The organism is Pseudomonas sp. GW821-FHT05D12, assembly GCF_059419825.1.
Genome location: NZ_JBWKSN010000003.1, coordinates 194147 through 208024, shown reverse-complemented (window position 1 = coordinate 208024; position 13878 = coordinate 194147). Strand labels below are relative to the sequence as shown.

General features: G+C 55.8%; 7 protein-coding genes, 1 tRNA gene and 1 pseudogene. 7 read left to right on the top strand and 2 right to left on the bottom strand.

What is annotated here, in order from left to right; genetic code table 11:
• Nucleotides 1-181: 181 nt before the first annotated feature.
• Nucleotides 182-1117: a cellulose biosynthesis protein BcsQ gene (gene bcsQ / locus AC07SI_RS06665; protein ID WP_495005419.1), complete on the bottom strand. Its 936-nt coding sequence runs from the start codon at nucleotides 1115-1117 to the stop codon at nucleotides 182-184.
• 418 nt (nucleotides 1118-1535) lie between these two features.
• Between bcsQ and AC07SI_RS06660 the strand changes: the two genes are divergently transcribed.
• Both AC07SI_RS06660 and AC07SI_RS06655 read left to right on the top strand, forming a co-directional pair.
• Nucleotides 1536-1611 (top strand) — tRNA-Thr (locus AC07SI_RS06660).
• Between the two features lie 172 nt (nucleotides 1612-1783).
• Nucleotides 1784-3107 (top strand): annotated as a pseudogene (locus AC07SI_RS06655) (tyrosine-type recombinase/integrase).
• 9 nt (nucleotides 3108-3116) lie between these two features.
• On the opposite strand, the gene AC07SI_RS06650 reads toward AC07SI_RS06655, so the two are convergent.
• Nucleotides 3117-5105, bottom strand: a complete 1989-nt coding sequence (locus AC07SI_RS06650; protein ID WP_065899666.1) for an RNA/DNA-binding domain-containing protein — start codon at nucleotides 5103-5105, stop codon at nucleotides 3117-3119.
• 1146 nt (nucleotides 5106-6251) lie between these two features.
• Between AC07SI_RS06650 and AC07SI_RS06645 the strand changes: the two genes are divergently transcribed.
• The 5 genes from AC07SI_RS06645 to AC07SI_RS06625 all read left to right on the top strand — a co-directional run bounded on the left by AC07SI_RS06645 (nucleotide 6252) and on the right by AC07SI_RS06625 (nucleotide 13733).
• On the top strand, nucleotides 6252-7232 hold the full coding sequence (locus tag AC07SI_RS06645; RefSeq protein ID WP_495005418.1) for an integrase domain-containing protein: 981 nt from the start codon (nucleotides 6252-6254) through the stop codon (nucleotides 7230-7232).
• Entirely contained in the window at nucleotides 7229-7504 is a 276-nt protein-coding gene (locus AC07SI_RS06640) for a hypothetical protein (protein WP_083221310.1), read from the top strand. Before AC07SI_RS06645 ends, AC07SI_RS06640 begins: the two co-directional genes overlap by 4 nt.
• A gap of 196 nt (nucleotides 7505-7700) precedes the next feature.
• Nucleotides 7701-10073 (top strand): TOTE conflict system archaeo-eukaryotic primase domain-containing protein, encoded by a 2373-nt coding sequence (locus AC07SI_RS06635; protein ID WP_495005417.1) that lies wholly within the window; start codon nucleotides 7701-7703, stop codon nucleotides 10071-10073.
• 524 nt (nucleotides 10074-10597) lie between these two features.
• On the top strand, nucleotides 10598-10993 hold the full coding sequence (locus AC07SI_RS06630) for a FecR domain-containing protein (protein WP_495005416.1): 396 nt from the start codon (nucleotides 10598-10600) through the stop codon (nucleotides 10991-10993).
• Between the two features lie 430 nt (nucleotides 10994-11423).
• Complete coding sequence (locus tag AC07SI_RS06625; RefSeq protein ID WP_495005415.1) at nucleotides 11424-13733, top strand: TonB-dependent siderophore receptor; 2310 nt, start codon at nucleotides 11424-11426, stop codon at nucleotides 13731-13733.
• The last annotated feature ends 145 nt before the right edge of the window (nucleotides 13734-13878 follow it).

Sequence of the window (13878 nt, the reverse complement as noted above, 5' to 3'; positions counted from 1 at the left end):
CCGTAGCCATCTGCGCTACAGGCCGAAAGCCGCGCTGGTCATTTTTTGTTCACAAAATAAAACGCACGTAAAACAGGCAGTTGCGGCGTGATGAGAACGGCTCCACAAAATGGCTGTTTCGTGACAACTCAGTCCAACCGATTGTGCATAAGCATCTGCTGTTACGCGTATAAACCGCTATTCACAGGTATTTTCTGCGTGCGATCAGCAGCCGGCAAAGCGCATCGATATCGTCACCCGCCAGGCTCAACGCCTGGCTGTCCAAGGGATCCGTGCCAAACGCCAGCGCCTCACTGATCGCTAAATCGTGATGCACTTCCAATGGCTCCTTCGTACCGAGGCGCTGCCTGAACGCCTCAACCATATCCAGGCTGAAGGCATTGTCCTCATCGAGCTGATTGATCACAAAGTGAACATGCGGTGGCCGCTCGCGCTCAAGGTGCGGCGCCATCAAGGCATCGAGTTGATCCAGGGTGCCCAAGGAAGCGGCATCAGCCTGGGTAATCACCAACACCACATCGGCGACACTCAAGGCTTGATGAAAATAGACGTTATTGCCGGCAGGGGTATCGATGATCACCGTGTCGCGGGCACTCAGGTCCAGGGCTGCCAGGCGCTGAGCCAGCCATTGCGGCTCATGTTTGAGCCAGCGCTGGAGGTCGTCCTGCTGGCGGATATCGGTGTCGCCAAAGGTGATCACGCGACTGCCGACAAAACCCGGCTGCTGGAGAGTTTCCCAACGCGCATTGCGCAGGCTGGCGCGGCCAATCCCGGGCGATGCTCGGCTGACACCGAAGTGCAATCGCAATGCATCCTGGGGGTCCAGATCCACCGCCACCACTGACTCACCCAAGCGCTGCAAGCCGCTGCTCAACGCCGTGGCCAGGGTGCTTCGCCCCACGCCGCCATTGACCGACACCAACGCCACCACGCACGGACGCCGCTCGGCCTTGTCCACCGGCAGGCAATGCTCATTGGCGCTGGGAGTCTGCGGGGGAAACGGGGTGCCATCATCCACGGGGATGCTGCCGAAAAAATGCAGCCGCGCATTCAGCCCACGGGCGTCGCGACTGACATCTTTGCCAAGCAAGGCAAGAAGACCATCGGTAAAACTCATAGCGCGTTCCTCGTCACGGCGAAGTTTAAAGACGTGAGAAGGTCAGCTGATACGACTGCTTACCGCAGGTCTTTTTCTGGTCGCCCTAGTCCATGGAGTCTGCTTCAAGCGCATAAAAGTGTCATTATTTTGATGCCATGGCTGGCTATTTTTTAGACAAACGGCAAGTCGTCAATTTAATGACCATCAACGCGCCTGTCATAGGGGTTTTCAATCGATTTGCAGCATTAGGCGAGGACGGGCCCCATAACTAAATTCCAGTGCGGGGCCAGAGGTAATTCCTTGCTGGCTGTGCAAACAGAAGCCATTCCAGCGGGCAAAATAACCAGCCAGGCAAAAAAACTGCAATTGCGCAAAAATAGTCAGAATTCAGGGGTTTACAGAACCCCTCCAATCGCTATAATCGTCGCCCTAACACGCCGGTATAGCTCAGTTGGTAGAGCAACTGACTTGTAATCAGTAGGTCCCGGGTTCGACTCCTGGTGCCGGCACCATACAAGGTTCCAGAGAAGGCTTTCAAAATCTCTGAAACCCCCGAAAAACCCGCCTTCTGGCGGGTTTTTTCGTTTTTGGGTTCCATCGGTTTCCGTCAGAAGCTGGTGGATTCCAACCGTTTTAAGGGTAGAGTTTGGGATACAGGTCACTTCGATAAAAGGGAGTACCCTTATGTCGCGCACCACAGCTCCGCTCTCCGACGCAGCTTGCCGCCTGGCAAAACCTACAGACCGCGCCTACAAGCTTTTCGACGGCGATGGCCTCTACCTTCCTAGTCCAGCCCAATGGCCGCAAAGGCTGGCGGCTCCGTTACGTCAAACCTGACGGACGCGAAGGACTGACCTCGTTCGGCAACTACCCCGTCATTGGCCTCGCCGATGCGCGCCGCAAGCGCTTGGAGGTCAAGCGAATGCTTGCGGATGGCATTGATCCCATAGAGACCAAGCACCAAGCCAAGGCGGAAGCCGTGATCAAAGGCAGAACCTTTGAAAGCGTTGCGCTGGACTGGCACACAGAAATGTCGGCCAAGTGGGCACCAGGCCACTCCAAGACTGTGATGAGCCGCCTCAAAACCCACGTATTCCCGCTGATCGGCGCCCGCGCCATTGTCGACCTCGACACCCATGACCTCATGCAGCCCTTGGAAGCGATCAAGAAGCGCGGAACGATCGACGTTGCTTTAAGGGTACAAAACTACCTGCAGAGCATCATGCGCGAGGCAAAGCGCCTCCGGCTTATCACCACAAACCCTGCTTACGACCTCGAAGGCTCGATCAAAGCCCCGCGGGTGGTACATCGCCCCGCTCTACCCTTATCGCGACTGCCGGAACTGCAGGAGCGGATCGACACCTACAAAGGCCGCGCACTTACCCGGCTGACGGTCATGCTCTCGCTGCATGTGTTCGTACGCTCCAGCGAACTCCGCTTCGCCCGCTGGGGCGAGTTCGACCTCAAACGCGGCACCTGGGAGATACCGGACACTCGTCCAGCATTGGACGGAGTACCCTTTTCCACAAGGGGTACAAAGATGGCCAGGGACATCCACCTTGTACCCTTATCACCGCAAGCCGTGACTCTGCTTGAACAGATCCACGTCCTCACCGGCGAATTCGACCTGGTGTTTGCAGGCGATGCCAAGCCCTGGAAACCCATGTCTGAAAACACGGTGAACAGCGCACTCAGAAAAATGGGCTATGACACCAAAACCGAAATCTGCGGGCATGGGTTTCGTTCGATGGCCTGCAGCGCACTGATCGAGTCAGGATTGTGGTCGGAGACAGCCATTGAACGGCAGATGAGCTACAAAGAGCGGAACAACGTCCGCGCCGCTTACATCCACAAGGCCGAGTTCATTGAGGAGCGCAGGCTGATCATGAACTGGTGGAGCCGGTATCTGGGGGCCAACCGGCACGAGCATGTCACCCCGCACGAATTTGCAAACCAGACCGGGACGAACGTCACGCGGCTCAAGGCGAAAAGCCGCTTGAGGGAGTAGGCCGTTAGCCTACTCCTCGTCCTGTCCACTAATGTACGCTTTGTACGCCTGCCTTTCATGAGTCGGCTTGGACGGAAATGCCAACTGAATCTGCCTGCTTTTCACCATTCCATTCAAGTACTGCTGACGGAGGGCATCTGGACTGCGCTTTACCAAATTAGCCAAAACGTTGAGCGTCAGATAGTGCTCCTTGCATAGGGTGATAATCACCTGTTGCATACGATCCTTTTGCATGCGCTCTCGATTGCGCGGCTCCTCAGCCAGTATTTCGAGCTTTTCTCGAAACCCTGCATCAAGCCTGTCCAAAGCATCGATCAGCGGCGCGTCAATATGATCGCTCAACAGGCAGCCATCATCGTTTCGCTGCATATCCAGCTCGACCTTATGTTCGGAGCTACCTGCGTTATGTTCGGAGCTAGCCCCGTTATGTTCGGAGCTGCCGGCGTAATGTTCGGAGCTCTGTAGCGGACCTGCGAACACTTGCTCCGGCGTAGGCAGTTGCTCACCCGGCAGGTGATAAATCATGCCCCGTGATCGCCCGTCGGGCACAAGGAATCCCTCGCGTACCAACCGTGCAAGCAGTTGGCTCAAGTCATGAGCATGAGTATCACAAATCTCAAGGAGACGATTATGGCTGACCACCCGCTCAATCGCGGCTGTGGCCAAAATCAACCTAGCAGTATGTTCCAAGCTTTCGAAACGAACCCCAAATCGCTCTCGTAACTGCTCCACCACCCCTTCTGGAAGCAAGTCCAACATGCGAAGCTCAAGCAGGGTTTGCTCGGGCTCGGGCTTTTCATAAAGGGCTGGCGGTCGCCAATGCTGGCTGCGCCACCCGCTGTAGATTTTTGGAACCCCAGAACCACCACGCTCGCCAAGGCCGATAAGAAGAAACATTTGGTGCATTAGCCTGTTCCGGCAATCGCTGGTACCACCTTGCAACACCTGCTCAAGGGGTAAACGTAAGCCGCCAGGATTGCGAAAACCAAACAAGTCAGGACGCTTCACGACTAACACGGAAACCCGCCCGGTATAGTCAGCATGGACCAAGGTATTAACCAAAGCCTCGCGCAGAGCTTCATGTACCGGTGTGTCATCCTGGCGCTGATCACCTTTGAGAGCGAACGGTACCTTTAAGTCCTCAACCAACTTGCGATAAACCCGCCGGTAGAAATCAAACAGATTTCCTGACCAGGTTCCATCAGGGACGAGCCTATCCACCCAACGTAGTTCTGTTTTGGCGTACGGCCGCTCCTGATAGTCCACAAAGTAATGCGGCACACTCTCTTGGATCGAAAGCCAGCGTCCGAACATGAGTAAACCTGCCAGAGTCAGCCCTTCGACTCCGTTCGCGCGGTCCTTACGCCAACCTCCTATCTGTCGGAGAAACTCAATCCCTTGGTACTCCAGCGCTGGATGGCTTGGTTTTATGTCGCTTAGCATCTGGCGGTAGATACGCAGACTGTCCGGATCAATGTCCGCGAAGTCGTAATTCGGCAAAATCCGCTCGTCCCGACAGTCCTCCACTTGCTCTGCGAACATGCGGCGAACATCTTCCTCAGAGCAACGCCGATCACCCTCATGTAATCGACGATAAGTGTTACCTAGCGGCTGACCATTGAGAAATACCGGCTTCTGCTTACGCGAAGCCGCCGGGATTTTCACTTCAAGTACCTGCTTGCCCTCCAGCTCTCTGACGACCACCTCCCGGTCAGTCAGCAGATTGACACTGACCTTGGCCGGATTGTTGAGGGTATTGAACAGGTCAGTACGTACTTTCTCGATATTTGATAGGCCTGCGACGCTGAACTGCCCATCCTTCTCGCGCACGCCAAGCAGTACTACCCCACCCTGAGTGTTAGCAAAAGCGGAGTAGGTTAACCAGAAATCCTTAGGCAACTCTCCCTTCCCATCCTGCCCCTGAGCGAGCTTGCATTCGAGCTCGACAGATTCAACCAGCGAGGGCAGGTCTTCAAGGGTGTGGGGATTGAGTGACATCAAAAGACTTCCTAAATGATCAGCCTGCTTCAAGTAGCTGCAAAAGGTCGAAGAAAAGACATACGTGCGGGGATTGTACTCAGTCTTCCATAGTCGCACGCAACTCGACGAGCGGAGACTGATCATGAACTGGTGGAGCCGATACCCAGTCACCCATCAGCAGGAGGATGTCACTCCTCACGACTCTGCACGAATGTCACACGGCCAAAAGCCAATCGCGGCGCAGCAAAGTAAGCGTACGTTCTCGAAAGCTCGATGATCCGCTTGTCCACGCGGGTCCATCCAAGCGGGGCTGCAAAGCCGCCCTGTTTGGATGGACCTCACTTAAAAAAACTAAAGCCCACACAACTATCTGTGGAAAACCACTGATTTCCACCGGTGAATAATTTCATCCACAGCCGCAGAAACCCCGACAATTCGAGCCTTGACCCGAATTATCCACAGGCGTAGAAAAGATCGGGCAAAGCGCTGTCGTTGACAGCAACCCAGGTAGCCAGAACCTTTAAGGCTACGCCACACCGTGGTGGTTCTCCCAAAGTGCGATTAGCGTCCGGCGGCTCGCACGGTCACAGCGATGTGATGGATGCCTACTTTTACCAGTGTGCCCACTGCGGCAACTCATCCCCTTTCATAGCTGCCCTGCAGCAACCCTATCCACTTGGCCATTTCCGTGCGCCAACCTGCGCCCGTCTCTTTCTTCCGGAAAGAGACGGGCGCTCCTACCGCTGCTGCAGCCCAAATCGTACAAGGCTTTGCGGCATCCCCCCTCGTGACAATCGGCGTGACAAACACCGAAATCACCAGCAACAGCGATGCAGATGATGGTGCCGCAGCCCACGGAGTGGACTGCACCTGACTGACAGTCAGGCACGCCCCGGTCATCGCTTCACTGCCTTCACCCGACTCAGGATCTCGCGGCGCCGGTCTCGTCGGCCAGTGCAGCCTCCACCCGCCCACTTCTTTGGAAGTGTTCAGGAGGTCAGATCATGAGATGCCCAAGCTCCCGGTCGTAAAGAGCCGCCAGTCCTGCGTTAGAGGACAACCCTCACAGGTCGCAGGGGCCTTGATCCCTGATAACACTCAACATTCTTGGCGGGATGACGTGGGGAAAAGCTTCAACGTTTTGGCTTCGAGAGGAGTTTGGTCATGGGATTGGTCGGTAGACGAGATGGGCGGAATTTTGGCTATGGCCGGCAACTGAGTTATGCCGGACCGCAAGCGCTCAAGGATCTGTTTGCAGGTGGCCACTTCGCCACGGTCAAAGCGCATAGCGATCGCTGGCAGGCGTTTGTACGCTGGTGTCGGTCGAAGGATGGACCAGGGATTAACGATGCGCGACAAATTGATCGGAAGACCTTACTAGATTACGCCGGCCATCTGCATCACCAAGTTGAACAAGGCGCTATCAGCATCGCCACCGCGCAAAACCGGTTGTCCAGCGTAAACCGAACCATGGCCGCACTTCGCGGTGATCAGTATGTGAAAGTGCCGAGTCCGAGCAAGACGCTGGGAATGCGGCGGAACAGTGTTCGTCGCTCGGTGCCGCAAGGCCAAGACCGCGAACACGTGAAGCGGATCGTCGACGTGCTCTGCGAACACCAAATGCCGCGTGCGGCGGCCATCGCCCAGCTGACGCGAGCCACCGGCATGCACTTGCGCGAGGCCATCTTGGCCGACCTTCCGCGCCTGCGAAGAGAAGCCGAACACTACGACAAGATCAACATCCAGGATGGCACCAAAGGTGGCCGCGGCGGCGCAACCGCGCCTCGGTGGATCAGGGTGGATGACCATATTCGCGAAGCGCTCAGGTACGCCGAACAGGTCTCTCCCGACGGTAGCCGCAACCTGCTGGCACCGAACGAGAGCTACCTCGATTTCCAACCAAGTGTCATACGCCTCGCCCGAGACATCCTCCATACGCACAACCTCAAAAGCTTCCACGAATTGCGCGCGGCTTATGCATGCGAACGCTATGAGCAGATCACCCATCACCTAGCGCCCATCAACGGTGGCAGGGGCAGGCGCCTCGATCCATGCCTTGATCGAGAGGCACGCTTACAAATCAGCTATGAGCTGGGACACGGTCGAATCGACGTGGTATCGGCGTACATCGGTGGTCGGGTATGAATAAACCATTCGATATGGAGATCTTCTTGACTGGGGCACTGACTGGAGCACATGCCACACGAGAACGTCACATCCGCCAGGCAAAGACTATTCAAGCAGCCATTTCTGAACGCTGGAACCGAGATAATCCATGGACATGGCAAAGAAAGCATCTCGTTTGGTTTTTGAACCACCACATGAACTCAAACTCGAAATCGACGCGCTACTACTACCTGCTGACCACGAGCCTGATCACTCTGCGCCTAGGAAAATCCTGGAATTTTCAACGTTAGCCGAATGCCAGCAACTGCGCGCTCTGTATCCCTAACTGGCAGATTGAGCCAGCCAACAATTTGATTGGGATTAGGGCGGACCTCTTGAGCTCCTGAACCTAACCTCTGTTGTTTGATAACCTCTATGTTTTACTGATGGACTGAGGGTTGTAGCTCGAGGCTACAGGCTTCACCTGAGACGTAGAGGCTGAAGGCGGTGATAGACACTAGTCTGGTGGCGAAGCTAAGGGCTGAGAATGCAAGATTGGTTGCCTTGCTGGATGCTCATGGCATCGAATGGCGCCCGCCTGCTGAGCCAGTCAAGATAGCGATTGTCCAAGCAGAACAATCACAGCAACTCGATACTGATGGAAAGCTTGCCCTATTTCGAAGCTTGTTTCGTGGTAGGACGGACGTTTATCCCATCCGCTGGGAAAGCAAGGCAGGCAAATCAGGATACGCACCCGCTTGCGCAAACGAATGGAGGCCTGGCGTTTGTGAGAAGCCCCGAATTAAATGTGGCGACTGCAGTAACCGCCAGCTGCTTCCGCTGACCGATGAGGTGGTCTATCGCCATCTGGCGGGCGAAGTGGTCGTTGGTATCTACCCCCTACTCTCTGATGACACTTGTTATTTTTTGGCAGTCGACTTCGATGAGGCCGAATGGCGAGATGATTCCAAAGCTTTTGTGCAGTCATGCCATGAGCTGAACGTCCCGGTGGCGCTGGAAATATCGCGCTCAGGCCAAGGGGCTCATGGCTGGATTTTCTTTGAGCGTAATGTTCCTGCCTGCGATGCGCGCCGCCTCGGTGCCGCAATCATCAGTCATGCCTGTGAGCGCACCCGCCAGTTGGCGCTCAGCTCCTACGATCGACTGTTTCCAAACCAGGACTATATGCCCAAAGGCGGCTTTGGAAATCTCATAGCGCTCCCTTTACAAAAGCGGGCCAGGGCCCAAAACAATAGCGTTTTTGTAGACGATTCGCTTGAGCCTCATCCTGATCAATGGGCCTTCCTGGCATCGATTCAGCGCATGAGTCCAGAAGATATCCAGCCCGTTATTATCCAGGCGATGGGTAATCGGGACCCTTTAGGGGTCGCCTATGTCGATGACGAAGGTGATGCAGAACCTTGGAAAAATCGTGAATCGAGATCACGTAAATTGACATGCCCGTTGCCTGCTGCTGTCAACATCACGCAGGCTAACTTAATTTACTTTGAAAAGTCGGAATTGCCACAGCCATTGGCAAACCAGCTTGTCCGGCTCGCTGCCTTTCAAAATCCTGAGTTCTACAAAGCTCAGGCCATGCGCATGTCAGTGTGGAACAAGCCAAGGATTATCGGTTGTGCCCAGAACTTCCCCAAACATATTGCGTTACCACGTGGCTGTTTGGATGCTGCGCTGGAGCTTTTAGAGGAAAACGGGGTTACCCCTATTCTTAAAGACGAACGCTTCGCGGGCGACCCCATCGACGTGAGCTTTCTCGGGACCCTGCGTTCTGACCAAGAGGCTGCTGTCAGCGCAATGCTAAGTCATGACACCGGTATCCTCTGCGCACCGACAGCTTTCGGTAAAACGGTGAGTGCTGCTGCGTTGATTGCCGCACGTGGCATTAACACGTTGGTGCTTGTGCATCGGACGGAACTGTTAAGGCAGTGGCAAGAGCGCTTGCAGGCGTTCTTGGGAGTCGGGAATGGTGTCGTTGGTACTCTTGGGGGCGGAAAAGCGAAGCTTACAGGCATCATCGACATTGCCGTCATGCAGTCGCTATCGCGAAAAGGCGAGATCAGCGATCAGGTAAAAAACTACGGCCAGATCATCGTTGATGAGTGTCATCACCTATCAGCAGTGTCATTCGAGGCACTACTGAGGAGCGCGACCGCGCGGTACCTATTGGGACTCACAGCGACCCCAGTGCGCCGAGATGGACAGCAGCCCATTATTTTTATGCAATGCGGACCGATCCGACATTCTGCTGCTCGACCACCGAGTGCGCCCCATGACCTCTCTGTCGTGCCTCGATTGCTGCCCAAACCAATAGTGGTCCCCGACGGCTTTAAGATTCAGGACGTTTTTCGGCGTCTAGCCGACGACTCTGAGCGGACAGCCAAAATCGTCTCGGAGATTGAGCTGGCGTACAACGAGGGTAGAAAAATTCTAGTGCTAACGGAGCGGACGGAACATGTGGATGCCCTTGAATTAGAATTGAAGCAGCGCGTGCATAACCTTTTCACGCTTCATGGGCGAGTGCCCAAGAAACAGCGGATTTCCCGTATGCATGAGCTTGAGTCCCTTCCCCCTGATGCTCCACGAGTGCTGTTGGCAACAGGAAAACTAGTAGGTGAAGGCTTCGATCATCCGCCGTTGGACACGCTGGTGCTGGCAATGCCCATCTCATGGAAGGGAATCCTTCAGCAATATGCGGGGCGGTTGCATCGATCACATGCCGATAAGGCCGACGTGCGAGTGATCGACTTCGTTGACGAGGGTAATGTCGCGCTGATGAGGATGTGGGATAAGCGCCAGGCGGGTTACAAAGCGATGGGCTACCGCATGGCTGATTCTATGGCCACCATGGACCTACTCTAACTCTAACGTGGTTGACCGTTGACACATCAACGGCCCAACTCTCATAGACGAATGACCGGCCGCTGTAGGGGCAACTCCGGCCCTTCGCCGTTAGTCACGTCAAGCAAGATCCTCAGCCGTACGAGGACCTTGAGGTAGTTTTAGAGGTAGAATCGCACAGGGCTTTAAGTATTAATCAGCTAATTCAATAACTTATTAGATCGTTCGACTCCTGGTGCCGCACCATACGCAGTACCAGAAAAGGCTCACCGAAAGGCGGGCCTTTTTTGTGCACTCTAGATTTTTGTAGGAGCTGCCGAAAGCTGGGAAGGCGTCATCCAACACAAGAACAAAAAGCCCCCGGACCTACCTCACTCCGCAGGAGCCGAGCTTGCTCGCGATAGCGATCTCAAGCAATCGAGCAACAACAGGCATGAACGTCGTTACAGCTTCCAGTCTGGCGCATTTAATCCATCCATTAACTTTCACTACTGGAGTCGCCTACGAACAACGACGCATCAACCGAGCAAGTCCCGTATCACTCAATGCTCGCTCAACAGCGTACGAGTATCCGTGAGCGTCGCCCGCTGCGCCTAGACGATGGCTCACAACTGGCACTGAACGCGGATACTGCATTGGATATCCGCTTCGACTCAAAACAGGGGTTGATCCAGTTGTACCGTGGCGAAATGCTTGTTAAGACCGCCCAGGATCCCACCCAGCGCCCATTTATCGTTCAGACCTGCGAAAGTCGGGCACATGCGCTCGGCACCCGGTTTAGCGTCCGTCAGCTGACCGAACAAACGCGTGTTGGAGTACTGCAAGCCGCTGTTGAAGTAAATCCGCACCAGCATGTTGAACGCACTCTGCGCCTCAATGCTGGAGAGCAAGACACCTTTGACCGCGATGCAGTCGATGTAGCCAGCCCTTTAACCCCGTAAAGGGCATGCTGAGCGTAGATGACTGGCGGCTGGGCACTTTCATCGAAGAGCTGGAACGCTATCGCCCTGGCGTACTGCGCCGCATCGGTTCAGGGGCTGAGCATCTAAGGCGCGTTCCGCATCGACGATACGGATACCGTGCTGGAAAACCTGAGTCAGGCCTTACCGGTGAGAGTGCACTACCTGACGCGCTATTGGGCTAGCATCGAACCGGCATGAGTTCGATTTGAAAATGTTTAACGAGTCACCTTGCTGATTTTGATTCTCATCCGTCAATGACACAAGCCGCGATGACGGCGACTTTCTGCCATGACAACGGAAGGATCAACGAATGCCCCTGCTTCCCCTCTATGCGAAGACTTCAATGACCCGCCCGGTTCGCTTGGCCCTCTTTGGACTGAGCCTCGCGAGTCTGTCGGGGCTGGCGCTAATGTCCACGCCAGTTTTGGCGCAAAGCCAGACGTCCTACCAGATCGCCTCAGGCCTGCTTGGCACTGCCCTGACCCAGTTCGGAGTGCAGGCGGGCGTGACTATTTCATTTGATACCGAGCAAACCCGCCGTCTGACTACGGCGGGCCTGACTGGCGTGTACAGCGTCGAGGAAGGACTGATGCGCTTGCTGGCGAACAGCGGGTTACAAGCGCAGCGTCAGAGCAATGGTGGCTACGTGTTGATCCCTGCCAATAACGGAACAACGGTGGTGCTTGGCGCGACGAGTGTCACGGGCCAATCGCTGGGAGCGACGACAGAGGGGAGCGGATCGTACACCACCGGCTCCATGAGTACCGCGACCAAACTGGCCACCTCCATGCGCGAGACGCCGCAGTCGGTCACGGTAATCACTCGCCAACGCATGGATGACCAGAATATGCAGTCTCTGGAGGACATTTCGACTCACACTCCAGGCCTGACCATGCGCAAAACCGGTGGTGAGCGCCCAGAGTTCTATTCCCGCGGTTCCGCCATCGACAACATCATGATTGACGGACTGCCAGTCGCGTATGACAGCGACACCCTTGGCACGTCGACCCTGGCGATGTTCGACCGGGTTGAAGTGGTGCGCGGAGCGTCGGGCCTGATGCTCGGTGCCGGCAACCCCTCCGGCACCCTCAACCTGATCCGCAAGCGCCCCACCGTCGAGCCGCAAGTTTCAGTCACCTTGGGCGCCGGCTCGTGGGACAACTACCGCACCGAAATCGATGCCAGCAGCGCACTCAATTCTGTCAGTTCGATCAGAGGCCGCGTGGTCGGTGCCTTCCAGGACAAAGACAGCTTTACCGATGGCTACAGCAGCAAGCGCCAGTTGTTGTACGGCATCACCGAATTTGACCTGAGCGAAGCCACGACCCTGACCCTCGGTGCGTACTACAACCGTGAAGACAACCCGGGAGCCGACTGGTCGGGCATCCCGACCAGGGCCAATGGCACGTTCCTGCCGATATCCCGCTCGACGCGCATGAGCCCGAACTGGACCTACTGGAACAAGAAAAACACCAGCGCATTTGCCGAAATTGAGCACCGCTTCGACAACGACTGGAAACTGCGCCTGAATACCACGTGGCTGCGAGGCGACCTGGACATGCTGGGCACCAGTTTTTATCGACTGGACCCCAGTGCAGATCAGTTGAACCTGAACGTGGGCCGCTACACCTACCAGCACACACAAAAAAGCGTCGACGGCTACGTTTCCGGACCCTTCGCCCTGTTTGGTGCGACCCACGAACTGGTACTCGGTGGCAGCTATCGCAATGATAAAACCGACGACGGCCCCGGCGGTGGTTTCCTCAATGACCCAAACATCGTGCTCGACCCATCAAACTTCGACTATCACGGAGTAGAAAAACCGGCCATCAACTACAACTGGTCTCGTAAGGGCAAGGTCGATCAATACAGCACCTACGCCACCGTGCGCTTCCATCTGCGCGACGACCTGAAATTGATCCTCGGTTCACGCCTGGATTGGTATGAATACGAACAGAACACTATTTCCGGCGACTACACGTTCGGCGCCGACTACAAGGCTACGCGCGAATACACCCCCTATGCCGGCCTGATCTACGACATAAACGATACCTACTCGATGTACACCAGCTGGACCAGAATCTTCCAGCCGCAAGCCAACGTGGACTTCCAGGGCAGCCTTCTGCCGCCGGTCACGGGTACCAACCGTGAAGTCGGGATCAAGGGCGAGTACTTTGACGGGGCGCTGAACGCTAGCCTGGCCTACTTCCAGTTGAACCAGGAAAATCTCGCCCAAGGGCTTGATGCCTGCGCACCGGGTGTTGCTTCCTGCTCCGTGGCCTCCGGCGAAGTGGAAACCAAAGGCGTCGACCTCGAACTGCAAGGCATGCTTGCCCGTGGCTGGCAGGCCTCCGCCGGCTACACCTACGCCGGCGCCAAGAACGTCAAGGGCGGCAGCGGTCGCTTCGACAGCGACACGCCATACAACCTGCTCAAGCTGTCCACCACCTATCAATTGCCGGGCGACCTCGAAAAATGGTCGATCGGCGGTTCATTCCGCAGCCAGAGCAGCACATACACAACCTACGGCGTATCGCAGGGCGGCTACAGCATCGTCGACCTGATGACCGGCTACAACGTGAACAAAAACCTCAAGGTCCAAGCCAACCTGAACAATGTGTTCGACAAGCACTACTACCAGAGCATCAGTAACCCGGCGGGCGCAAACATCTTCGGCGACCCGCGTAACGTGGCCGTGACCATGAAGTGGAGCATGTAAGCTACATCTTCGGAGAATGACAACATCCTGCTTGGGCAGGTGTGCGCCGCAACATGCGCTTAGGCGCTGTCCACCCCGGCAGCGCCGAGCAATAAGCCGCAAGCAACAAAAAGGGCACTTGCCTAACCGCCAAGTGCCCTTTTTA

Excerpts from the sequence above, each read along its gene's own strand:
- AC07SI_RS06640 (WP_083221310.1), top strand. The coding sequence starts at position 7,229 with ATGAATAAACCATTCGATATGGAGATCTTCTTGACTGGGGCACTGACT.
- AC07SI_RS06650 (WP_065899666.1), bottom strand. The coding sequence starts at position 5,105 with ATGTCACTCAATCCCCACACCCTTGAAGACCTGCCCTCGCTGGTTGAA.
- bcsQ (WP_495005419.1), bottom strand. The coding sequence starts at position 1,117 with ATGAGTTTTACCGATGGTCTTCTTGCCTTGCTTGGCAAAGATGTCAGT.
- AC07SI_RS06630 (WP_495005416.1), top strand. The coding sequence starts at position 10,598 with ATGCTCGCTCAACAGCGTACGAGTATCCGTGAGCGTCGCCCGCTGCGC.
- AC07SI_RS06645 (WP_495005418.1), top strand. The coding sequence starts at position 6,252 with ATGGGATTGGTCGGTAGACGAGATGGGCGGAATTTTGGCTATGGCCGG.
- AC07SI_RS06625 (WP_495005415.1), top strand. The coding sequence starts at position 11,424 with ATGTCCACGCCAGTTTTGGCGCAAAGCCAGACGTCCTACCAGATCGCC.